Raw genomic sequence first — 23,710 nt, 5'->3', positions numbered from 1 at the left:
TTATTAGAGAATTCGAATAAAATAGAAGATGGATAGTTTGTGAAGGAGGGCTACTTATGTCAGAGGAAACGAACATGTTGGAAAACCGTGACTTCCAAACAGGAGATCGCGTCACAGGGGTAGTGTCAAAAATAGAGGAAAAAGCTGTTACGGTAACAATTGAAGGAGCGCCTTTTGATGGCGTTATTCCAATTAGTGAGTTATCAAGCTTGCATATCGAAAAAGCATCAGATTCTGTTGAAGTTGGAAACGAGTTAGAACTGATTATTACTAAAGTCGAAGATGATAACTTTGTTTTATCCAAACGTAAAGTAGATGCTGAACAAGCATGGGACGATTTGGAAAAGAAATTCCACTCAGGAGAAATTATTGAAACACAAGTAAAAGACGTGGTTAAAGGTGGTTTGGTCGTCGATTTGGGTGTGCGCGGATTTGTTCCGGCTTCTCTTGTGGAAGATTACTTTGTCGAGTCTTTTGAAGACTACAAAGGCAAAACACTAACATTTAAAATAGTTGAGATGGAAAAGGAAAACAACCGGTTAATTTTGTCTCATCGGGCAGTTATTGAAAAAGAAAAAGAGTCACAAAAAGAGCAAGTAATGGGACAAATCCATGCCGGAGACGAATTGAGCGGAAAAGTTCAACGCATTGCTTCTTTTGGAGCTTTTGTTGATATTGGAGGAGTAGATGGCTTAGTCCATATCTCTCAATTATCACATGAACATGTGGAGAAAGTTTCTGATGTTGTTACTGAAGGTCAAGAAGTAAAAGTGAAAGTATTATCGGTTGATCGAGATTCAGAACGTATTTCCTTGTCCATCAAAGAGACATTGCCTGGACCGTGGGATACGATTGATGAAAAAGCACCTAAAGATTCTGTGCATACTGGAAAGGTTAAAAGACTGGTTAGCTATGGTGCATTTGTCGAAGTGCTCCCAGGTGTTGAGGGATTGGTTCATATTTCGCAGATTGCTCATAAACATATTGGAACACCCAACGAAGTTTTAACAGAAGGCGAAGAAGTGCAAGTTAAAGTATTAGAAGTAAACAAAGCTGATAAGCGATTGTCTCTTAGTATTAAAGATTTGCAGGAAAAACAAAATGATCAAGACTTTTCAAGTTATGATATTCCTGAAGAGTCGTCTGGATTCTCTATCAGTGATGTTATTGGTGATAAATTAAAAGGATTTAAAACCGAATAATATGTCAAGAGCTGAACGGAAAATGGATCATATACAGTATGCTTTATCCACAGGACAAAGCAGTAAAAATATGTTTGATGACATTCGGTTTGTACATCAGGCTCTGCCTGATGTAGCAGTATCTGATAATTGCATAAAACCTGAAACAGGTGATTTGAAGATGAAATCACCTGTTTTTATCAATGCAATGACTGGTGGCGGAGGGCACGATACACAACAGTTAAATGGTCTTTTAGCGCGTGTTGCAAGAGAAACCGGAATCGCGATGGCTGTTGGGTCGCAAATGGCTGCTTTAAAAGATGCAAGTGAACGTCGTACCTATTCTGTCGTCAGGAAAGAAAATCCAAATGGAATTTTATTTGGCAATCTCGGCAGTGAAGCAACTGTTCAACAAGCTCACGATGCAATTGAAATGATCGAAGCTGATGCATTGCAAATTCACTTGAATGTTATTCAGGAATTAACCATGCCTGAAGGAGATCGAGATTTTCGTGGTGCACTCGAGCGTATACAAGCTATAGCTGAGCAAGTAAAGGTCCCTGTAATTGTAAAAGAGACGGGATTTGGTATGTCTCGAGAAACAGCAGGGAAATTAAAACAAAGTGCTATAGCAGCAATTGATGTCAGTGGCTTTGGTGGAACAAACTTTGCGCAGATTGAAAATGAACGACGTCGAAAAAAATTGGCTTACTTTGAAGACTGGGGCATTCCGACAGCTGCTTCAATTGTAGAAGTCAAAAGTGCATTTGATAAAATAGTGCTAGCATCTGGCGGAATACAAGATGCACAAGACATAATCAAAGCATTTTTATTGGGCGCCGATGCTGTGGGTTTAGCTGGTTCGTTTTTAAAAACTGCGATGCAACAAGGAGAAAAACAATTGATTGCTGATATCGAATCACTGCACGAAGATTTGTCGATGATGATGACAGCGCTTGGTGCTAAAAAATTGATAGATTTGCCAAAATGTCCTGCAATAATTACTGGAGAATTAGCTCAATATCTTTCTATGAGAGGCTTTGATCCAGCAAGCTATGCAATTATGAAGAATAACTGAATATTGCACATATGGAGGAGATGGACATTTAACAGATGCCATCTTCTTTTTCGTGTATAATAGGCATATCAGAAGTGGAAGGATGAAGTTATTATGTCAAAACCGGTAGTAGCAATAGTCGGCCGGCCGAACGTTGGTAAGTCCACGATTTTCAATCGCGTGGTAGGAGAACGAGTTTCAATCGTGGAAGACATTCCTGGAGTAACACGTGACCGTATTTACAGCTCGGCAGATTGGTTGACACACGAATTTAATATTATAGATACAGGAGGCATTGATCTTAGTGACGAGCCATTCCTAGAACAAATTCGACAACAGGCAGAAATCGCTATGGACGAAGCAGATGTCATTATCTTTCTTGTAAATGGACGCGATGGTGTTACAACACAAGATGAGCAAGTAGCTAAAATTTTATATCGGACAAAAAAGCCGATCATTTTAGCTGTCAATAAAATCGACAATCCCGATATGCGTCACATGATTTATGATTTCTATACATTAGGTATGGGCGAACCTTTTCCGCTTTCAGGATCACACGGACTGGGATTAGGAGACCTACTGGACGAAGTGGCTAAAAACTTCCCAGCAGAAGATGATGAAGAATATCCGGACGATGTCATTAAATTTTCATTGATTGGTCGTCCAAATGTCGGCAAATCTTCTCTCGTAAACTCATTTTTAGGAGAAGAACGTGTTATTGTCAGTGAAGTAGCAGGAACAACACGCGATGCTGTGGATACACAGTATGAGTACAATGAACAACCATATGTCATTATTGATACTGCAGGAATGCGCAAAAAAGGGAAAGTTTACGAAACAACAGAAAAATACAGTGTTTTACGTGCTTTACGTGCAATTGAACGCTCGGATGTTGTTTTAGTCGTCTTAAATGCAGAAGAAGGTATTCAAGAGCAAGACAAGAAAATTGCAGGATATGCGCACGAGGCTGGTAAAGCAGTCATTGTTATCGTAAACAAATGGGATGCAGTTGAAAAAGACGAAAAAACGATGAATGTTTTTACGCGTAAAATTCGCGAGCATTTCTTATTCCTTGATTATGCGCCGATCATGTTTGTTTCAGCAATCAGCGGCAAACGTGTGCATAGTATTTTAGAGATTGTCAACAAAGTGAATGATAATCACTCAAGACGTATTCAATCGAGTATTTTAAACGAAGTAATCGAAGATGCAGTAGCTATGAACCCTGCACCATCAGACAAAGGCCGTCGTTTGCGTGTTTACTATGCAACGCAAGTCGCGATTAAACCACCAACATTTGTGGTTTTTGTTAACGAGCCAGAAATAATGCATTTTAGCTATGAACGTTTCTTGCAAAACCGGATTCGCGAAAGTTTCGATTTTGAAGGAACTCCTCTTCGTCTTATAACGAGAGCTCGTACTTAAGATAAAAAGGTGGGTTTAACTTATGGAAAAAGTTTCAGTTTTTGGAGCGGGAAGTTGGGGAACCGCGCTGAGTTATGTACTTGCTCAAAATGGTCATGATTTACTTCTTTGGACACATCGGAAAGAACAAGCCGATGAAATCAATCAGCACACAAACAAACGTTATTTAAAAGATGTGAAGTTGCCAGAAAGCTTGAAAGCAACAAGTGATTTGCCTCAAGCAGTTGCGCATAGTTGTATTTTTGTATTAGCTGTACCTACAAAAGCGATTCGTGAAGTATGCCAAGAGATTAAAAAGAATCTTGATCAAAAAATACTGTTTGTTCATGTTTCAAAAGGAATCGAACCAGATTCCTTAAAGCGGATTAGTGAAATGATTCGCGAAGAAATTCCTGAGCAATGGATTGAAGATATCGTAGTGTTGTCTGGACCGAGTCATGCAGAAGAAGTAGTACAAGAACATCCAACCACTGTTACAGCAGCTTGTGAGAACACTGAGTCGGCCATTCGAGTCCAAGATCTATTTATGAATCAGTATTTTCGTGTTTATACGAATACGGATGTCATTGGTGTAGAAATTGGAGGAGCTTTGAAAAACATTATCGCTTTAGCTGTCGGAATTACGGATGGATTGGAGTTTGGTGATAATGCAAAAGCTGCCATTATGACGCGAGGACTAGCAGAAATTGCGCGTTTAGGAGTTAAGATGGGTGCAACACCTCTAACTTTCTCTGGATTGACTGGAGTGGGCGATTTAATTGTAACGTGCACAAGTGTTCACTCGCGCAATTGGCGAGCAGGGAACATGTTAGGCAAAGGAAAGTCGTTAGATGAAGTGCTGCAAGAAATGGGGATGGTCGTCGAAGGAATTCGCACGACTAAAGCCGCTTATCAACTTTCTAAAGCTTACGATGTACCAATGCCGATTACAGTTGCACTTTACTCGGTTCTTTTTGAAAATGTATCAACTGACCAAGCAGCTGGAAGCTTAATGGGGCGGACCAAAAAGAACGAAATGGAAGATTTAGTCGACTTACTTTAATTGTCACAAAAGAAGAGGAAGCTCCATGCTGACTCTTCTTTTTTTGTGCTATACTATGGACTGAAACACTATGAAAGGCGGGCAATTATGAGTTCTTTAGACAAAATGTGGGTATCATTTGCTGGAATTGCTTTTTTAATGATTTCGATGGGTATGATTTACTTGAGCAGGTATAAACTAAAGAATGGCATCCTTAAATTTACGTTTGCACTAGTTGCTTATATCTTACTAATTCTTGGATTTTTCATCATGGTATTCACAGTATTTAGCGGCCCTACAGGCGGCGCGTGAGGTGAGAAAAATGAAAAAAATATCAATGCTAAGTTTGCTTTTATTGATAGCTGTTCTTCTGACTGCTTGTGGTTTTCCACAAGATGAGAGAGCTGGAAATCAAGTTCCTTATGAAGATCAATTACTCACTGTTCAAAATGCAGTAAACCAATATAGAGATGAAACAGGTGGACTGTTGCCAATCAAAACAAGAGACATGGAGATTGATCAATACATCAAATATCCAATAGATTTTTCGAAAATTGTGCCTCAATACACGGCTGAAATCCCGTCCAATGCATTTGAAACAGGTGGCGTTTTTCAGTATGTATTAGTAGATGTTGAAGAAAATCCAACCGTAAAATTAGTGGATTTAAAAGCGGCTGAAGCGATTAGATCAGTAAATGTACGGAAAAGTGCTAATGGTGGACAAGCGCCAATTGCTGAAATATTAGCGGATAATGTCTACAAATTTAACCATAAAGCAATGGGTTTTTCAGAAGAACCGACAGTAGTCAGTCCATATAGTGACCGGAATTTGCCCATGGTGATTACCGGCAGCGGGGATGTTTATGTCGATTATGCAATGGATCTTTTTACAGCTCTTCAAGAATATGAAGGTGAGTTGAAACCTGGCCAAGACATTCGATTTATCCTGTATGAAGACTTCCCAGTCTTGCCAGCTTATTCACTTCCTTACACAATTAACGAAGACAATGAACCGATATTTTTAGAAGAGTAAAACCCCTGATTTGATGCGTTTTAACAGAAATAGCTTCTTTTTAGAAAAATATGTCAGTATTTGAAGGTTATATTAGAAAAGAGAGCTGTTTGTTGTTGCTATGCGATTTTCGATGTGATACTCTTTTTACAGGATTGATGGTTGCATCCCCTTTGAGAGGAGGTGAATAGCATGAACAAAACAGAATTAGTGAACTCTGTTGCTGAAGCAGCTGAACTTTCTCGTAAAGACGCTGCCAAAGCAGTTGACGCTGCATTTGAGACGATTCAAGACGCTTTAACTAAAGGTGAAAAAGTACAGTTGATCGGATTCGGTAACTTTGAAGTACGCGAACGCGCGGCCCGCAAAGGACGTAACCCACAAACTGGTGCTGAAATCGAAATTGCTGCAAGCAAAGTTCCTGCATTTAAGCCAGGTAAAGCGCTTAAAGACGCAGTGAAGTAAGCTTTAGCCTCTGTACATAGGATGACTTTTGCGAGACACAATCTTGCAAAAGTCGTCCTTTTTTTGAGCCAACAATTTTGCGAAACACCTGTGCGTGTGCTACGATTCATGTGAGAAAAGTAGAAGCGATTGAGCAAAATTCGACAAGGGGAAGACAGACCACAGAAGTAGCGTCTTTTTCCACATAGATGAAATGGCTTACGAATTGAAAAAAGCTTTCAAAACTAAAAATATAGAGATAAAAAGATTGGATAGGTTTCGTTAAGAGGCAAATAACAGTAGTCTTTAACATCCTGCTACAAAAAACGATTCGTCTTCAACAGGAGGAAGCAGAATGATAGATGTAAATGCACAAAAAGTAGACCTTGATAAAATAGAACAAGCAGTCTCAATGATTTTAGAGGCGGTTGGAGAAGACGTAAACCGGGAAGGATTAAAGGATACGCCTAAAAGAGTAGCTAAGATGTATGCGGAAGTATTCTCAGGATTAAAAGAAGATCCAAAAGAATATTTTAAAACAGTTTTTCATGAAGGGCATGAAGAATTAGTGCTTGTCAAAGATATTCCTTTCTACTCGATGTGTGAACATCATCTTGTGCCTTTTTTCGGTAAGGCCCATATCGCCTATATTCCGCGCGGTGGAGTCGTGACAGGATTAAGCAAACTGGCTCGTGCTGTAGAAACAGTCGCTAAACGACCGCAACTTCAAGAACGCATTACTTCGTCAGTTGCAGATTCGCTAATGGATACTTTAAATCCACATGGTGTTTATGTCATGATAGAAGCGGAACATATGTGCATGACCATGAGAGGGATCAAAAAACCAGGAGCGAAAACAGTAACAGCAGTTTCGCGTGGCGTACTTGAAACCGATGCAGTAAAGCGTTCGGAAATTATCACATATATTAATATGAACTAAAACTTAAAAAGTAGGTGCGGAAATGGCTCAGACAGAATATATTGTAATTCGCGCTCAAGAAGATGGCGTGAACGTAATTGGATTGACTCGCGGCAATGATACAAAATTTCACCATACTGAAAAATTGGATAAAGGCGAAGTAATGATTGCTCAATTTACAGAGCACACTTCAGCTATGAAAATTCGCGGAAAAGCGGAAATTCATTCTGCTCACGGCATCGTTGAAAGTGAAGCTAAAAAATAAACGATATTGATGAAGGCAGGGCTATGCCTGTGATATACTATTGTAGTATGGCTAAATCATGAATGGAGCAAGCGGTATGAAGGGACATCAAATACAATCGAAAATACTCTCTATGGAAGTCGAGATCTTAAATGCTGTACATCAGCGGACGCTCGATCAATTTACAGAAGGTCCCTCTGTCAAAGAGTGCCGTTTGTTTTTTTTACTGCTGCCTTTTTTAAGCGGGAAAACTTGGTCGATGGAAATTGAATCTTCTGCAAAAACAGTTGCAATCGTCTATGCAGCATTGCATTCCCATGATCAAATAAGAGAAGAAACTCCTATTGTTAAAGAACAGCAGTTAACGGTTTTAGCTGGAGACTTATACAGCGGTATTTATTATCAAATGCTTGTTAGCACAAAGAACATTGCTATGGTCCAACAATTGGCAACGGCTATTATTCGAGTGAGTGAAAGTAAAACTTCTTTTTTTGAGCAGAAACCTCGAACAATGGATGAAATCGAAAAAGCAATAATTGTTATTGAAACTGAACTTTTAATGTCATTTTATAATTTTTACGGTTATTCTGAATATGCTCAGCTTGCAAAACAGGCGTTACTTTACTTGCGGTATGCCGAAGAACTTGAGCGTTTAAAATCTGAAAACTTCACGCATTTCTTACATGAAGCAAATACAATTTTGCTCGATAAAAATTATACAAAGTATTGGTTGATGGAAAAACTGTGTAATTTGCATGAACAAATAACCATGTCCATCACTGATTGTAAACTTGACTATGAATTAGAACAGTTTTTGCTCCATCAAATAACCCCGCACCAGCATAGAGCTGAGCAGCTGACCCGAGAAGGATGACTGATATGCCTAAAACAAAAGAACAAAGAGTTCATGAAGTATTTGAAAAAATTTCTGAAAACTATGATCAAATGAATTCAGTCATTAGTTTTCAGCAACACAATAAGTGGCGCGAAGATACGATGTACAAAATGCAAGTGCCAAAAGGTGCCGCAGCTATCGATGTTTGTTGCGGAACGGCTGATTGGACTATTGCATTAGGAACAGCAGTTGGAGAAACAGGACAAGTTATTGGGCTCGATTTCAGTCAGAATATGCTGAATGTCGGATATGATAAAACAAAAGATATGCCGCAAATCAAATTGATACAAGGGAATGCGATGTCTCTACCATATCCTGACAACTCATTTGATTTTGCGACTATTGGATTCGGGTTACGTAACGTACCAGATTATCGTCAAGCGCTTACTGAAATGCACCGCGTGTTAAAGCCAGGTGGAATGATTGCTTGCTTAGAAACGTCACAGCCTGAAAATATTATATTCAAACCGTTTTTTAGAATGTATTTCCGTTTTATCATGCCAGTTTTCGGTAAACTATTTGCAAAAAGTTACAGTGAATATTCATGGCTTCAAGAATCGGCCAAACTTTTTCCCGGAATGAAACAATTAGCGAAGTTGTTTGCAGAAGTCGGATTTGAAAAAGTAAAATACAAACCATACACTGGAGGCGCCGCAGCCCTCCATTTAGGAATAAAAAAAGTAAACTAGCGGGAGAAGGATTTTAAGTGGAAAAGATGAAGTTGAAATTGCTCTATTCCGATCTTAAACCGGAACTAGAAATGATCGAGAAAGAATTGGAACAGGCAGTGGATTCCGAGTCTCTCCTTTTAAATGATGCGTCTCTTCATTTATTGCAGGCCGGAGGGAAAAGAATCCGACCTGTTTTTGTTTTACTTGCTGGAAAATTTGGAGAGTATAACATTGATGTGATGAAACAAGTCGCTGTGCCGCTAGAACTGATCCATATGGCGTCTTTAGTCCACGATGACGTCATAGATGACTCAGAGATTCGTAGAGGTAAACCAACCGTTAAATCACAGTGGAACAACAGTGTGGCTATGTATACGGGCGATTTTATTTTGGCGAGAGCATTAGAGAGAATTACTGAAGTCAAGTCACCTCGTGTACATGAGATTTTATCTAAAACATTGATTGAAGTTTGCCGAGGCGAAATTATTCAAATTGAAGATAAATACAAACTTGATCAAAACTTGCGAGATTATTTACGACGCATCAAACGAAAAACAGCCTTATTGATTTCATCAAGTTGTGAATTAGGTGCGCTTGTCTCAGGTACGGATGAGAAAACAGCAGCACATTTACGTCGATTTGGTTATTTTATTGGAATGTCTTTTCAAATTATTGATGACATTCTTGATTTTACATCAACAGATGAAGAGCTAGGTAAACCCGCAGGTAGCGATTTTATTCAAGGGAATATTACGTTGCCCATTTTATGTGCACGAAATGATTCCGCAATCTATGCGATGTTAAAAGCCAATTTGAAGAAAGAATTGACGAATGACGAGCGATTGGAAATTGTCAGTACAATACGCAATAGTTCGGGAATTGAAGAAGCTAAAACAATGAGCGAGCGTTACCTTCAGAAGGCTTTGCGTGAACTGTCCTTTTTACCAAAAGGTCAAGGCGTAAAAACCATGCGCAAAATTGCATTTTTTATTGGAAAACGAAATTTTTAAGTTGTTGGTTGACAAATGACTCGACAATGATAGTATTTTTTAAGGTGGGCAAAACGCCCGAGCTTTTAATAGAGGAGTGTTTACATTGGAAAAAACATTTTTAATGGTTAAACCAGACGGCGTTCAACGCAACGTAATCGGAGAAATCGTCGCACGTTTCGAGAAAAAAGGATATCATTTAGTAGGTGCTAAATTGATGCAAATTCCAACTGAATTGGCTGAAGAGCATTACGGCGAGCATAAAGAGCGTCCATTCTTCGGTGAATTAGTTGAATTCATCACTTCAGGTCCTGTATTTGCAATGGTTTGGGAAGGCGAAAACGTTATTTTGACTGCACGTCAAATGATGGGCGCGACTAACCCGAAAGATGCTGCTCCAGGAACAATCCGCGGAGACTTCGCAGTCACTGTTGGTAAAAACATGATTCACGGTTCGGATTCTGCTGAAAGTGCAGAACGTGAAATCGGCTTGTTCTTCAAAGAAGAAGAATTGGTTTCATATGAAAAAACAATGAACAACTGGGTTAACTAATTTACCCGATCAAAAAGCTGTCCCAAGTGGGGCAGCTTTTTTGTATAGAGAATCGCAATGTATCCTCGATAAAATTTCAATTGATTGAAGTTTCACTTTATGTCCTTTTTATATGGAATTGAAGAAATGTCTTATGGTATAGTGGTATATAAATACTTTAGCACGTTGAAGGGAGAAAGTGTAAATGCGTTATTTAACAGCAGGAGAATCACACGGTCCACAATTAACAGCTATTATAGAGGGGTTGCCAGCGCAGTTACCTTTGACGGCAGAAATGATTAATAAAGAATTAAAAAGACGACAAGGTGGACACGGACGTGGTAGAAGAATGCAAATCGAGAAAGATACAGTCGAAATTGTTTCAGGCGTCAGACATGGTAAAACATTAGGGTCTCCTGTCGCTTTAGTCGTTAAAAATGACGATTGGAAACATTGGACTTCTATTATGGGAATCGAACCAATTGAAGAAACAGAAAATGTGAAACGCCAAATAGCACGTCCACGACCTGGTCACGCCGATTTAAATGGCGGCATGAAGTATGGACACCGTGATCTTCGGAATGTTCTAGAACGATCGTCAGCACGTGAAACAACAGTACGTGTGGCAGTAGGTGCAGTAGCCAAGCAATTACTCGCTGAACTTGGCATCAAAATTGTTTCACATGTTACAGAAATAGGGGGTATTAAAGTAAATCCTGAAAGTTATCTTGGAAAGTCTGCTGATGACATCAGAGAAATTGTTGAAAACGATGCCGTCTATTGTGCAGATCCATTAGTAACGAAACAAATGACAGATTTAATAGACGAAACGAAGAAAAATGGTGATTCTATAGGTGGTACAGTCGAAGTAATTGTAGAAGGCATGCCAGCGGGGATTGGTAGTTATGTTCATTACGACCGAAAACTCGATGCTAAAATGGCAGCTGCCATTATGAGCATTAATGCTTTTAAAGGTGTCGAATTCGGTTTAGGGTTTGATATGGCCAGAAAACCTGGTAGTGAAGTACACGATGAAATTTTGTGGGACAAAGAAAATGGATATACACGTAAAACTAATAACTTAGGTGGATTCGAAGGAGGCATGACGACGGGTATGCCAATTATTATTAGAGGAGTCATGAAACCTATTCCAACTTTATACAAACCACTGAAAAGTGTTGATATCGAAACAAAAGAGCCTTTCCAAGCAAGTATTGAGCGATCGGATAGCTGTGCCGTGCCGGCGGCTTCGATTGTTGCAGAGCATGTTGTCGCATGGGAAGTAGCAAATGCATTGCTAGAGCAATTTGATGCAGATCAAATGCCACGCTTAGTGGATAATTTGAAAAACTATATGGATTACACAAAGGAGTTTTAAATATGAGGCAATTGCGAGTCGAAGCTGATCGCCCTTATAGCGTTCATATTGGTTCTGGAGTGTATGGGTTGTTTATGGATGCTTATCGACCTTTACTCGATGCAGCCGATCGAATTGTAATCATCGCTGATGAACGAGTGGCTGAGCTTCACTTACACTATTTGATGAGTTTTTTATCGAATTGGGAAATTGCTGTTTTTACAATTCCATCAGGAGAAAATGCGAAATCTGTGGAAACTTTTATGGCCTGTCATAGCTTTTTGCTTACGGAGCAGTGTTCACGGAATTCTATATTGTTAGCATTTGGTGGAGGCGCTACAGGAGACGTTGTTGGGTTTGTCGCTTCAACATTTATGCGTGGGATTTCATTTGTACAACTACCAACAACCATTTTAGCTCACGACAGTGCAGTAGGCGGTAAAACGGCTATCAATCACGAATTAGGAAAAAATATGATTGGGACATTTTATCAGCCAGCATCCGTGTTGTATGACAGCTCTTTATTAGTTACATTACCTCTTTGTGAAGTTCGTTCAGGCATGGCAGAAGTGATCAAACATGCTTTTATATCCAACAAAGGTTGGCTTGACGAAATATTGGCTATCAAGGATTTTAAGCAATTGACTGAAACAGACTTAACTTATCATCTAGAAAAAGGCATTGCTGTAAAAGCGGCGATTGTTGAAGAAGATGAATTTGAAGGCAGTGTCCGGAAATATTTGAATTTTGGGCATACATTAGCCCATGCTATAGAAGGCTATCTCGGCTATGGTAAAGTTACTCATGGTGAAGCGGTGGTGGTTGGGATGACGTATGCGTTGCTTTTGTCTAATCATCATAAATTGGACGAATTTATTCAATGGTCTATAGCGAATAGCTATCCATTCCATTTACTTAAAAAATTACCTTTTGAAGAATTACTGCCTTATATGAAAAAAGACAAAAAATCGTCAAAAGGGGTATTAAATTTTATTCTTCTCGAACAAACAGGACAACCGTTTGTAGAAGAAATAGATGAAAAACGTGCACGCTCAGCTTACGACAAACTAATTTTGCAGATAGGAGAAGTGATTTCATGATACGTGGAATAAGAGGGGCAATTACGGTTTCCGCAGATCATGCGGATGAAATCCAAGAAGAAACACAACGTCTTGTTTTGGAAATGGCTAAAGAAAATAACATTGAGCCCGAAGATGTCGCATCTGTTATCATTTCGACAACTACAGATATTTCTTCAGCTTTTCCTGCTAAAGCCGTAAGAACCATTAAAGAGTGGAATTACGTACCCGTCATGTGTACGCATGAAATGGATGTTCCAGGCAGTATGCCTTTATGCATCCGTGTCATGATGCATGTTAATACAGGCGTGGGTCAAAAAGAAATTCATCATGTTTATTTAAACGAAGCTAAAAAACTACGTCCGGATTTATCAGCTAAAAGCCAGGTGAGTTCAAAGTGACTAAGCATATTTTAATTATTGGATTGGGCTTGATTGGTGGATCTCTCGCAAAAGCGCTTCAGCGCAATCGTGATGTCCATGTGGCAGGCTACGATTCTAGTGCGTTAACTTCAAGGAAAGCCTTTAAAATGGGTATCATACATAGTTCACCACCATCACTTGAACAAGCTGCATCAGAAGCAGATGTTATTATTTTTGCGACGCCTGTAGGTGCCACGATCAAGTTGATGGAACAAAGCAAGTACTGGAAATTAAAAGATGATGTCATATTAACAGATACCGGCAGTACAAAAACACAAATAATGGAAGCTTCTAAAAAGCTAAACCATCTGTTTATTGGTGGTCATCCTATGGCTGGATCGCATAAAAGTGGTGTAGAAGCTGCAAAAGAGGTCTTGTTTGAAAATGCCTTTTATATTTTAACGCCAAACCATCAAACTGATGAAAAACACATGCAATGTTTAACAAATTTATTAGCAGTCACGAAAGCTAAAATCAAAGTGTTAACTGCTGAAGAACATGATCATATGACTGCAATTGTTAGTCATTTCCCTCATTTAATTGCGGCATCGCTGGTTCATCAACTTGACCATGAAGAAAAATTCCCGTTCACTCGCCAATTAGCAGCGGGTGGTTTTCGAGATACTACACGTATTGCTTCAGCAAATCCAGAAATGTGGCGAGATATTACGACTCAAAACAATGTGATGATTGTTCAACAGTTAGAAAACTGGATGGAGCAAATGGAAGAGTTAAAGCAAATGCTTCAAAAAAATGACCCGGAGCCGATTCAAGAGTATTTTACACACGCTAAAATGGTTCGAGATAAATTGCCGATTTCTGGACATGGTGCTATGTTTTCAGTGTTCGATTTATATATCGATATACCTGATGTGCCAGGAGTTATCTCGGAACTGACGGGCTATTTGGCAGAAGAACAAATCAGCATTGTCAATTTGCGAATTTTAGAAACACGTGAAGATGTCTTCGGTATACTAATTATTAGTTTTCAAACTACTGAAGATCGCGCGCGTGCGCAAAAATGTATTTCAACACGTACGATTTACGATACGTATATTTCTTGAGAGGATGAATGGCTCTATGGCTTTATCGTTATCATATAACAATCCAAGCTTAACCGGCAGTATACAAGTTCCGGGAGATAAATCAATTTCTCACCGAGCAATTATGTTTGGTTCTATAGCGACGGGCATCACGACAGTCGAAGGCTTTCTTATGGGAGATGACTGTTTGAGCACAATTTCTTGTTTTAGAAAATTAGGCGTAGAAATCGAAGTGACGCACGATTTAGTGACCATCAAAAGTCAAGGAGACGATTTATGGAAAGAGCCTTCTCAAGTTTTAGATACAGGAAACTCAGGTACGACCACGCGTCTAATGCTCGGGTTATTAGCAGGAACTTCTTTTCATTCAATCATGGCTGGAGATCAATCAATTGCTAAACGTCCAATGAAGCGAATCATCAGTCCACTTCGTGAAATGGGCGCAGATATTAAAGGACGTCAAGACGGACACTACACACCGTTAGCGATTCAAGGCACACAGTTGAAAGCAATTGACTATACGTTGCCGGTTGCTAGCGCACAAGTGAAGTCAGCGGTGTTATTAGCTGCTTTAAAAGCAGATGGCAAAACCATTATCCACGAACCGATTGTATCGCGTGACCATACAGAAATTATGTTGGAACATTTTGGCGCAACAATTACGCGTCAAGATCATGTCATAAAACTTGAAGGCGGTCAAAAGCTCACAGCGGCTCATGTCCAAGTCACTGGAGATATTTCGTCTGCTGCATTTATAATTGGAGCTGTTTTAATTACACAAGACAGTAAAGTGGTATTAAAAAATGTCGGCATCAACCCAACACGTACAGGAATTTTAGATGTTGTTGAACAAATGGGTGCGCGTATTGAAGTAAATGAAAATGACACACAAGGTGAACGCTCAGCTGACATAACAGTCTACTCAAGTGCATTAAGAGGAATTGAAATTGGTGGCGAAATGATTCCGCGCTTAATTGACGAACTGCCGTTGATCGCATTGATTGCTACTCAAGCAGAAGGAACGACTGTCATTAAAGACGCTGAAGAATTGCGTGTGAAAGAAACAGATCGGATTGCAGCAGTTGTTAAAGAATTGTCAAAAATGGGCGCAGCTATCGAAGCGACAGAAGATGGCATGATTATTCACGGTCCAACAGAGTTAATAGGTGCTAAAATGACTTCTTACGGAGATCATCGCTTAGGAATGATGGCGGGGATAGCCGCTTTAATAGCGACAGGAGAAGTTGTGATTGATGATGCCGAATGCATTTCAATTTCCTATCCAAGTTTTTTTGAACATCTCAATATACTGACAAAATGACTCTCCTAATGGAGAGTTTTTTATTATGATAATAACTGCCTTTCGTGTAGGATGATAGGTAGAATGTGAAGGAATAGGTGATTGTATGGCGACTATAGAACAAATACAAAAAGCGGTAGAACAAGGAGATCCCAATCTTCTAAATACCTTACTTGATGATTATTTACTTAACGGTAACCCGGATGAGCAATACGGTTTGTCAGAGTGGCTAGCAGAAATCGGATTTGTGGAAGAAGCAATCAAAGTAATCGAACATCTTGAGTTTATTTTTCCGGAAGAAGCACAACTTGTTATTGACCGAGCTAATTTATTAATTGATGCAGACCGAGAAGATGATGCATTAAATGCTTTGATGGAAATCTCAAAAGACGATGAATTATATGCTCAAGCACTTGTAACATTAGCTGATTTGTTCCAATTGCAAGGCTTGCTCGAAGCTGCGGAAAGTCGGTTAAATGAAGCAATCGAATTATTGCCGGATGAACCTCTATTGCAACAAGCAAAAGCAGAGCTATTATTAGATTCTGGGCGCTACCTTGAGTCTGCCACAATTTATCAACAGCTTGAAGCACAGCAAATTGTTATTGAAGGCGTCAATATTTCTGAGAGACTTGCTGAAGTATATAGTGCAGGAGCGGCTTATGAAGAGGCCTTGCCTTATTACGAAAGGGCTCTAGAGAGTCAAGCTTCGCCCGACGTTTTGTTTGGAGCAGCATTCGCAGCTTTTCAGACGCGTCAATACGAGATGGCTGTTCGCCGTCTTGATGAATTAATTGGAATTGATTCAGACTATTTTTCTGCTTATTTATTAAAAGCTCAAAGTTTGAATATGGCAGAAGATTATCAAGCTGCATATCAAGCAATAAGTGAAGGAATCGCAAGAGACGAATTTGATAAAGAGCTCTATCTCTTTGCAGGAAAACTTGCATTAAAACTGAGTAAGTCAAATGAAGGTGTTCATCATCTGCGACAGGCAATCGCGCTAGACCCGGAGTATATGGAAGCAATTTTTACGCTGATATCTTATTTCCATTTACAAGAGCAAGATGATGATGTACTTGAGCTTGCGACAATGGTCATTGAAAGTGGGGATGACTGGTCTGGTTTATATCCCATGATTGCAGAAGCTTATGAACGTACAGAAGACTATGCACAAGCGATGATTTATTATGAAAAAGCTTACAGTTCTTTTAAAGACGACGTTGTTTTTCTAAAGAAATACGCTTTATTTTTAATAGAAGAAGGAAAAAGAGAAGTTGCTCTCGAAATTATTAAAGAATTGCAAGTACTAGAACCAGAAAACCCCGAGTGGTTTGATTGGCAACAGTCTTTCGATTGAAAGGAGGAAGTTTCATGACCGCTTCAATATCCTTAGGTGAAAAAAAGCAATTTGTCCGTTGGTTTTTGCAATCATACAAGATGAAAAGACGTGAATGCATTTGGATTTTGAACTATATGCTAAGTAACGAAGAGCTACTCGATAAAACTCATTTTGTTGAAGAAGCGCATTATTGTCCACGCGCGATGGTTATGTCCTCAAGTGAGTCGAAAGAAATTCCATTCCGCTTTTACAAGGGGAATTTAATGACAGCAGATGCAGAAAAGTCATTTCATGATTTGCGGTTAAATCCGGAAGAGCATTTGTATATTCAATTAAACTTTCCAAACATTCCACCGCCGGTACTATACTTATCGGTGCTAGAAGAAAATCCATATGTACCTGAAGATGCATCAATTGATGAGAAAGATCGTCAAACTGCTGAACAAATTCTCGCAGAGAGTATGTCGATTTTTCAAGAAGAGTCTCTTTCTAAACAAATTGATGATGCTTTGGATGCTAACGATCGTGATCGTTTCTTTGAACTTTCATCAATACTGCAAACATTGAATTCTACTAAAAAAAACGGAGAGTGAAAAGCGATTATGCATTTTATCGGAAAAGAAATTGATCAATATTTAAATCAGCAAGACTATATCGATACAGTTGTAGTGCCGCTACTTCAAATAGATTTGAGCGAAACAGGAATGAAGTCAAGCGCAGGGGCTTCTGAGTATTTGCAAAATTTAACGGCTTTGCTTGAAAAACAATTTAAAGGGCGGATTCTTTTGCTGCCGCCTATCTCTTATGGAAAAACTGCAGACCGACAACGAATAGCTGATGAACTGACAAAAGAAGTAGAGCATACAAAATTCAAACATGTATTTTATTTGACTACTGATTCTGAATGGCGAACATTGGATAGCTTGAAAAATGTTTTATGGTTACCGGCAATTCCAATAGAAGATATGGATCAATCGTTTAAAAATTCGGTAATGGAAGATCAGTTAAGACAGGTATTACCGCTATTTACAAAAGAATGGTCACATCATTCATGAAATGTTCACAAACTGCTTGAATAGGCTCTTTGCGATATTGACCTACAGAATTGATTGATATATCATTAGGTTGTCCTAGTAATTATATTTGAATGAGTATGTCCATTGGACTGACCTTGAATGTTAGAGGGGGGAAAAGGATGAGTAATAATCGTGTATCACGACGTCAATTTTTAGGCTACACATTAACAGGTGTAGGTGGTTTCATGGCAGCAGGTATGTTGATGCCAATGGTTCGTTTTGCAGTAGACCCGATTCTTCAACAACATGAAGGCGGAGACTACGTTTTAACTGATCAAGCTGTAGCTGATATCACAGAAGAGCCAGTGCGTGTCGACTTTACATTTGAACAAACAGACGCTTGGTACAAATCTGAAGTGACGAATTCAGCTTGGGTGTATAAAGAAGGCGACAAATTAATCGCACTTTCACCAGTTTGTAAACATTTAGGTTGCACAGTGAACTGGGCAGGTTCTCCGGAACACCCGACACAATTTTTCTGTCCGTGTCACGCTGGCCGTTATGAGAAAAATGGTCAAAACATTGCAGGAACACCGCCGCTTGGACCACTGGATGAGTATCAAGTTAAAGAACAAGATGGTTTTGTTGCAATCGGCGCAGTAAGAGATAACACACTAGTTTAATAGTTAGGGGGTACGACACCAGTGCTAAACAAGTTATATGATTGGGTTGATGAGCGATTGGACATTACGCCTATCTGGCGTGATATTGCTGACCATGAAGTACCTGAGCACGTAAACCCCGCACACCACTTTTCAGCATTTGTTTATTGTTTTGGGGGACTTACATTTTTCATTACAGTGATTCAGATCTTATCCGGTATGTTCTTAACGATGTATTACGTGCCAGATATTGAAAATGCTTGGCAGTCGGTTTACTATCTTCAAAACGAAGTTGCTTTTGGAGAAATTGTGCGTGGGATGCATCACTGGGGGGCTTCTCTTGTAGTTGTTATGATTTTCCTTCATACCCTACGAGTATTCTTTACAGGTTCTTATAAGAAACCACGTGAATTGAACTGGGTAGTTGGCGTTTTACTATTCGGTGTCATTCTTGGGTTAAGTTTTACAGGTTACTTGCTTCCATGGGATATGAAAGCTCTATTCGCAACAAAAGTTGGGATTGAAATTGCAGCTTCTGTACCGGTGATTGGCGATTCAATCAAAATTCTATTGGCTGGGGATTCAACAATCCTTGGTGCACAGACTTTGACACGATTCTTCGCGATTCACGTCTTCTTCTTACCTGCAGCGTTGCTTGGGTTGCTAGCTGCTCACTTTATTATGATTAGAAGACAAGGTATTTCAGGACCGCTATAAATCATTGCGTAACAAGGATTTTTTAAGGAGGGAACACTTATGCATCGCGGAAAAGGGATGAAATTTGTAGGGGATTCGCGTGTTCCAGGTTTGGAATTCCGTCAGCCGAATGTTCCTAAAGATTACTCCGAATACCCTGGTAAAACAGAAGCTTTCTGGCCGAACTTCCTTTTGAAAGAATGGATGATTGGTTCAGTCTTCTTAATCGGTTATCTGCTGTTGACAGTTGCTCACCCATCGCCTCTTGAGGGCCAGGCTGACCCGACTAATACAGCATATATTCCTTTGCCAGACTGGTATTTCTTGTTCTTATATCAATTACTGAAGTACCAATTTGCTTCTGGACCATTTAATATCGTGGGCGCTATCATTGTTCCAGGACTTGCTTTTGGAGCACTTATGCTAGCACCATTCTTAGATCGTGGACCAGAAAGACGTCCTTCGAAACGCCCATTGCCAACAGGATTTATGATTCTTGCTATAGTAGCAATCATTTTCCTTACATGGGAATCAGTAGCTAACCATGACTGGGAAGCTGCTGAAGCACAAGGGCAAATTACAGAAGAAGTGGAAATCGATACAACTGATCCAGGATATGAAGTATATTCTGGCGCTGCATGTATCAGTTGTCACGGAGATAATTTAGAAGGAGCTGTTGGACCAACACTAGTTGGGACTGGCTTGACTCCTGAAGAAATCTCTGAAATTGCTGTCAACGGGATTGAAAAAGACGGAGCGCAAGTAATGCCTCCTTCATGGGATGGAACAGATGAAGATCTACAAGTCCTAGCTGAATTTATTTCAGGCCTTGAAGCAGAATAATCAATAATAGAAAAAGAGCCGGGAAACCGGCTCTTTTTTTCTACCTTGAGAGGAAGAAAAATGATGCTTTCCTTCGCGATTAAAATTTCAGCTTGGCTAATGTACCGTCCATTTTTGATTTTGCTATTTTTGATCAATTTAGGTGGTACCGTTTATGGATACATATGGTATGGCTGGCAGTTAAAAATTACAGAACCTATTTTTTTGCTATTTGTTCCGGATAGTCCGACAGCTAGTTTGTTTTTTACAATTGTTCTGGGGTTATGGATTTTTGGAAAACGAAACCGGTTAATTGAAGCATTGGCTTTTATCACACTGATTAAATATGGCTTGTGGGCAGTTGTTATGAATTTGTTGACACTTTGGGAAACGGGTTCAATCGGCTGGATTGGTTGGATGTTAATAGGCTCTCACTTTGCAATGGCGTTGCAAGCGGTCCTATATATCGAGCACTACCGTTTTGGGTGGCTATCCGTTGCGTTAACAGCAATTTGGACATTGCATAACGATGTGATCGATTACGTATTTGACCAAATGCCTATTTATAGCAGATTAAGCGAATACAGTAGCCAAATTGGTTATTTTACATTTTGGCTTTCTATTGCTTGTGTCAGCTTTGCCTTTTATGTAGCTTATTTGAATAAATCACAATCCGTTTTAGTTGACCAACACTGACTATTGAAAGTAAAATAAAAGCATCAAGTAGAAAGAGGTGCTGTTTTACAGATGAGTATAGGCGGTTATATCTTCTATTTTATTCTTTTGTTGATCATCCCATTATGGGCTCAATTTAAATTAAAACGAACATACGGAAAATACTCGAAAATACGTTCAACATCAGGACAAACAGGTGCTCAAGTCGCACGCATTATATTGGATGCTAATGGTTTGCAAAATGTTAAGGTTATTGAAAGTCGCGGTATGCTCAGCGATCATTACAATCCTGTGACCAAAACAGTGGCACTAAGTAGCCATAACTATAATGATGCTTCTATTGCTGGTACAGCTGTTGCGGCTCATGAAGTAGGACATGCTATCCAAGATGCAGAAGATTATTCGTTTTTGCGCTTGCGTCATCGGTTAGTGCCGATTGTAAACATTTCATCAAATATGTCATGGGTTTTTATTATGATCGGCTTTTTCTCCGCATGGAGTGGGGCGTTACTGATTGGTATTGTTCTGTTAGCAGCGGGTGTTGTATTCCAGCTAATAACTTTGCCTGTTGAGTTTAATGCCTCCAGTCGAGCGATGGACCAATTGTTATCGCATAACATTATTCGAAACGAAGAAGAGCGACACGCTAAAAAAGTGTTGAGTGCAGCAGCCATGACATATGTGGCAGCTACTGCAGTTGCCGTTCTTGAATTGGGTAGATTGATTTTAATTTATACAAGTATGAATCGTTCATAAAAAAACGGCCCACATAGGGCCGTTTTTTTGTACTTTCCTGTTATTCAATTGGTCGTTTTTCTTCATCGAGCGTAAATCCTTCACCCATTACATCGTGAACATCCATTAACGAAACGAATGCATGAGGATCTACCGAATTAATAATGCTCTTTAACCGCACAATTTCATTTCTTGCAATTACACAATACAATACTTCTCGTTCTTCTTTCGTGAAATGCCCATAGCCTCGAAGAATGGTAATGCCACGATCCATTTCAATAGCAATGCGACTGGCGATTTCTTCCTGCGAATTTGAAATGATTAACGCACCACGACCTGAATAAGCACCTTCTTGCACAAAGTCAATAACCCGAGCGCCGATAAAAACAGCAACAAGAGTATACATCATGGAGCGATGATCGAGAAACGTTAACCAAGATAACATAATGACGACGGCGTCAAACAAGAACATGGTTTTCCCCATGCTCCAGCCTATGTACTTTTGGGCTAAACGGGCAATAATATCTACGCCTCCAGTAGTTCCTCCGAACCTGAAAATAATACCGAGTCCAATGCCGACAAAAACACCTGCAAACAATGCCGCTAAAAATAAATCATCTTGTAAGTTGATTTGAATTTCATAGATTAAAAAGATTTTCAAAAAGAAAGAAACCGCTACAGTGCCGATAACGGTATAAAGAAAAACTTTTCTACCAAGAAGCTTCCATCCTATAAAAAATAATGGAATGTTTAAAAGCAAATTCATTAAAGCAGGGTCCCAATTAAAGATGAAGTACAAAATCAATGTAATCCCAGCAAAACCGCCTTCTCCTAATTCGTTTTGGATATTAAAGTGAACAAATCCAAAACTATAAATAGCAGCTCCAACAAGGATGAAAAAGACGTTCTTAAATTTCAATTCTTTCACTATTGCTAAGCTCCTTTCGTAAATATCAACTTCTGTATTATCGTTTAAATAATGTGTTTTGACAACATCCTTTGTTTTCTTTACGATTGACTGAGGAGTGTGATGAAATGAACGGTGAAAAAACGATGAAACAGTTACAAGAAGATGTAGACACATATATTGGACAATATAAAGAAGGCTATTTTCAGCCAATGGAACTGATGGCTCGTTTAACTGAGGAAATAGGTGAACTTTCAAGAGAAGTCATGCATCAATATGGACCGAAAAAAAAGAAAAATTCTGAAGATGACAATAGCATCGAAGAAGAAATGGGCGATCTTTTATTTGTTTTAATATGTATGGCTAATTCTATGGGTATTGATTTGGCAGATGCACATGACCAAGTAATCAAAAAATTCAATACGCGCGATCAAAATCGTTGGACGAGAAAGGACGAACAAAAATGACGATTCGTGTAGCTATCGCAGGAGCAAGAGGTAAAATGGGAAAAGAAGCGGTACATACTGTAATGAACAATCCAGAGATGGAATTGGTATCGGCACTTGACTATAAAGAAATTGGACGAACCTTAGCAGACACTCATTTGTTTCCGGCTAATTTTACTGTGCCCATTTTTACAAACCTTGAAGAACTTTATTCAGAAACAGCACCCGACGTATTCGTCGATTTAACAACGCCGGAATTTGTATATGAACATACAAAAAATGCTTTAGAGTTAAATATACGTCCAGTTATTGGGACGACTGGTTTCTCAGACGAACAACTCGATGAATTAAAAGTTCTTTCAAAAAATAAAAAAATTGGATGCATCATCGCACCTAACTTTGCGTTAGGAGCGATATTGATGATGAAATTCGCAGAACAAGCTGCTAATTATTTACCAGATATTGAAATCATTGAAATGCATCATGATCAAAAAAAAGATGCTCCATCTGGAACAGCATTAAAAACAGCACATCTGATTTCACAAAATAGAACTATTCATCCACAAGGACATGCTGGTGAAAAAGAAGTTCTCGAAGGAGCTCGTGGTGCTAATTACGATGGTATGCGCATTCACAGCGTTCGTTTGCCTGGTTTAGTTGCTCATCAACAAGTCTTGCTTGGTGGGGAAGGTCAATTGCTGACACTACGCCATGACTCTTTTAATAGAGGCTCATTTATGTCAGGAATTGTGTTATCCATTAAGACAGTAATGGAAAAAGAAGAACTTATTTATGGCTTGGAACACATTATTGACTAA

At 39.3% G+C, this 23,710-nt stretch carries 29 protein-coding genes; 28 read left to right on the top strand and 1 reads right to left on the bottom strand.

Translation table 11 applies throughout. The annotated features are described in order from the left end of the window. Positions 1-56: 56 nt before the first annotated feature. The 26 genes from rpsA to I858_RS10070 all read left to right on the top strand — a co-directional run bounded on the left by rpsA (position 57) and on the right by I858_RS10070 (position 21,560). Entirely contained in the window at positions 57-1,202 is a 1,146-nt protein-coding gene (rpsA, locus tag I858_RS10195; protein WP_065524463.1) for a 30S ribosomal protein S1, read from the top strand. A 1-nt stretch (position 1,203) separates the two neighbouring features. Continuing rightward, positions 1,204-2,259: a type 2 isopentenyl-diphosphate Delta-isomerase gene (fni, locus tag I858_RS10190; RefSeq protein WP_065524464.1), complete on the top strand. Its 1,056-nt coding sequence runs from the start codon at positions 1,204-1,206 to the stop codon at positions 2,257-2,259. 93 nt (positions 2,260-2,352) lie between these two features. Further along, a complete protein-coding gene (gene der, locus I858_RS10185) occupies positions 2,353-3,663 on the top strand; it encodes a ribosome biogenesis GTPase Der (protein WP_065524465.1) in 1,311 nt (436 codons plus the stop codon). A 22-nt stretch (positions 3,664-3,685) separates the two neighbouring features. Beyond that, a complete protein-coding gene (locus tag I858_RS10180; RefSeq protein WP_065524466.1) occupies positions 3,686-4,705 on the top strand; it encodes an NAD(P)H-dependent glycerol-3-phosphate dehydrogenase in 1,020 nt (339 codons plus the stop codon). An 87-nt stretch (positions 4,706-4,792) separates the two neighbouring features. After that, on the top strand, positions 4,793-4,996 hold the full coding sequence (locus I858_RS10175; RefSeq protein ID WP_065524467.1) for a DUF2768 domain-containing protein: 204 nt from the start codon (positions 4,793-4,795) through the stop codon (positions 4,994-4,996). A gap of 10 nt (positions 4,997-5,006) precedes the next feature. Continuing rightward, positions 5,007-5,717, top strand: a complete 711-nt coding sequence (locus I858_RS10170) for a hypothetical protein (RefSeq protein ID WP_065524919.1) — start codon at positions 5,007-5,009, stop codon at positions 5,715-5,717. 171 nt (positions 5,718-5,888) lie between these two features. Then, complete coding sequence (locus I858_RS10165) at positions 5,889-6,161, top strand: HU family DNA-binding protein (protein ID WP_006829858.1); 273 nt, start codon at positions 5,889-5,891, stop codon at positions 6,159-6,161. Positions 6,162-6,495: 334 nt separating this feature from the next. Beyond that, positions 6,496-7,080, top strand: coding sequence for a GTP cyclohydrolase I FolE (folE, locus tag I858_RS10160; protein ID WP_065524468.1), 585 nt, complete (start codon positions 6,496-6,498; stop codon positions 7,078-7,080). A gap of 22 nt (positions 7,081-7,102) precedes the next feature. Beyond that, positions 7,103-7,324, top strand: a complete 222-nt coding sequence (gene mtrB, locus I858_RS10155; protein ID WP_058385037.1) for a trp RNA-binding attenuation protein MtrB — start codon at positions 7,103-7,105, stop codon at positions 7,322-7,324. A gap of 58 nt (positions 7,325-7,382) precedes the next feature. Next, positions 7,383-8,177 (top strand): heptaprenyl diphosphate synthase component 1, encoded by a 795-nt coding sequence (locus I858_RS10150; RefSeq protein WP_239457130.1) that lies wholly within the window; start codon positions 7,383-7,385, stop codon positions 8,175-8,177. Positions 8,178-8,182: 5 nt separating this feature from the next. Next, positions 8,183-8,887 carry a demethylmenaquinone methyltransferase gene (locus tag I858_RS10145; RefSeq protein WP_065524470.1) on the top strand — a complete coding sequence of 235 codons (705 nt, stop codon included), beginning with the start codon at positions 8,183-8,185 and terminating at the stop codon, positions 8,885-8,887. A gap of 17 nt (positions 8,888-8,904) precedes the next feature. After that, positions 8,905-9,879 (top strand): heptaprenyl diphosphate synthase component II, encoded by a 975-nt coding sequence (gene hepT / locus I858_RS10140; protein WP_065524471.1) that lies wholly within the window; start codon positions 8,905-8,907, stop codon positions 9,877-9,879. Between the two features lie 85 nt (positions 9,880-9,964). After that, positions 9,965-10,411 carry a nucleoside-diphosphate kinase gene (gene ndk, locus I858_RS10135; RefSeq protein ID WP_065524472.1) on the top strand — a complete coding sequence of 149 codons (447 nt, stop codon included), beginning with the start codon at positions 9,965-9,967 and terminating at the stop codon, positions 10,409-10,411. 184 nt (positions 10,412-10,595) lie between these two features. Beyond that, positions 10,596-11,768 carry a chorismate synthase gene (aroC, locus tag I858_RS10130; RefSeq protein ID WP_065524473.1) on the top strand — a complete coding sequence of 391 codons (1,173 nt, stop codon included), beginning with the start codon at positions 10,596-10,598 and terminating at the stop codon, positions 11,766-11,768. A 2-nt stretch (positions 11,769-11,770) separates the two neighbouring features. Beyond that, positions 11,771-12,847: a 3-dehydroquinate synthase gene (gene aroB / locus I858_RS10125; protein ID WP_065524474.1), complete on the top strand. Its 1,077-nt coding sequence runs from the start codon at positions 11,771-11,773 to the stop codon at positions 12,845-12,847. Beyond that, positions 12,844-13,227, top strand: a complete 384-nt coding sequence (aroH, locus tag I858_RS10120) for a chorismate mutase (protein ID WP_065524475.1) — start codon at positions 12,844-12,846, stop codon at positions 13,225-13,227. Before aroB ends, aroH begins: the two co-directional genes overlap by 4 nt. Next, the gene (locus I858_RS10115; protein WP_065524476.1) at positions 13,224-14,312 is read left to right on the top strand and encodes a prephenate dehydrogenase; all 1,089 of its coding nucleotides are present in this window, start codon (positions 13,224-13,226) and stop codon (positions 14,310-14,312) included. The genes aroH and I858_RS10115 overlap by 4 nt, the downstream gene beginning before the upstream one ends. Before the next feature lie 16 nt (positions 14,313-14,328). Further along, a complete protein-coding gene (gene aroA / locus I858_RS10110; protein ID WP_065524477.1) occupies positions 14,329-15,612 on the top strand; it encodes a 3-phosphoshikimate 1-carboxyvinyltransferase in 1,284 nt (427 codons plus the stop codon). A gap of 85 nt (positions 15,613-15,697) precedes the next feature. Further along, on the top strand, positions 15,698-16,951 hold the full coding sequence (locus I858_RS10105) for a tetratricopeptide repeat protein (RefSeq protein ID WP_065524478.1): 1,254 nt from the start codon (positions 15,698-15,700) through the stop codon (positions 16,949-16,951). 14 nt (positions 16,952-16,965) lie between these two features. Next, positions 16,966-17,526 (top strand): ReoY family proteolytic degradation factor, encoded by a 561-nt coding sequence (locus I858_RS10100; protein ID WP_065524479.1) that lies wholly within the window; start codon positions 16,966-16,968, stop codon positions 17,524-17,526. 9 nt (positions 17,527-17,535) lie between these two features. After that, a complete protein-coding gene (locus I858_RS10095) occupies positions 17,536-17,988 on the top strand; it encodes a DUF2487 family protein (protein WP_065524480.1) in 453 nt (150 codons plus the stop codon). Between the two features lie 140 nt (positions 17,989-18,128). After that, positions 18,129-18,632 (top strand): Rieske (2Fe-2S) protein, encoded by a 504-nt coding sequence (locus tag I858_RS10090; RefSeq protein ID WP_065524481.1) that lies wholly within the window; start codon positions 18,129-18,131, stop codon positions 18,630-18,632. A 21-nt stretch (positions 18,633-18,653) separates the two neighbouring features. Next, positions 18,654-19,328, top strand: coding sequence for a menaquinol-cytochrome c reductase cytochrome b subunit (gene qcrB / locus I858_RS10085; protein WP_065524482.1), 675 nt, complete (start codon positions 18,654-18,656; stop codon positions 19,326-19,328). A gap of 39 nt (positions 19,329-19,367) precedes the next feature. Next, positions 19,368-20,150: a menaquinol-cytochrome c reductase cytochrome b/c subunit gene (locus I858_RS10080; RefSeq protein ID WP_065524483.1), complete on the top strand. Its 783-nt coding sequence runs from the start codon at positions 19,368-19,370 to the stop codon at positions 20,148-20,150. A gap of 63 nt (positions 20,151-20,213) precedes the next feature. Next, the gene (lhaT, locus tag I858_RS10075; protein WP_157886544.1) at positions 20,214-20,825 is read left to right on the top strand and encodes a lipoprotein heptaprenylglyceryl N-acetyltransferase LhaT; all 612 of its coding nucleotides are present in this window, start codon (positions 20,214-20,216) and stop codon (positions 20,823-20,825) included. A gap of 51 nt (positions 20,826-20,876) precedes the next feature. Beyond that, a complete protein-coding gene (locus I858_RS10070) occupies positions 20,877-21,560 on the top strand; it encodes a zinc metallopeptidase (protein ID WP_065524485.1) in 684 nt (227 codons plus the stop codon). Positions 21,561-21,600: 40 nt separating this feature from the next. Here the strand turns inward: I858_RS10070 and I858_RS10065 are convergent, their stop codons facing one another. Next, positions 21,601-22,467, bottom strand: a complete 867-nt coding sequence (locus tag I858_RS10065; protein ID WP_083553699.1) for a YitT family protein — start codon at positions 22,465-22,467, stop codon at positions 21,601-21,603. Positions 22,468-22,574: 107 nt separating this feature from the next. On the opposite strand from I858_RS10065, the gene I858_RS10060 reads away from it, so the two are divergent. Both I858_RS10060 and dapB read left to right on the top strand, forming a co-directional pair. Next, positions 22,575-22,913: a nucleotide pyrophosphohydrolase gene (locus tag I858_RS10060; protein WP_065524921.1), complete on the top strand. Its 339-nt coding sequence runs from the start codon at positions 22,575-22,577 to the stop codon at positions 22,911-22,913. After that, positions 22,910-23,710: a 4-hydroxy-tetrahydrodipicolinate reductase gene (gene dapB, locus I858_RS10055; protein ID WP_065524486.1), complete on the top strand. Its 801-nt coding sequence runs from the start codon at positions 22,910-22,912 to the stop codon at positions 23,708-23,710. Before I858_RS10060 ends, dapB begins: the two co-directional genes overlap by 4 nt.

The organism is Planococcus versutus (assembly GCF_001186155.3).
Taxonomy (GTDB): Bacteria; Bacillota; Bacilli; order Bacillales_A; family Planococcaceae; genus Planococcus; species Planococcus versutus.
This window is presented reverse-complemented; position numbering and strand designations above follow the sequence as displayed.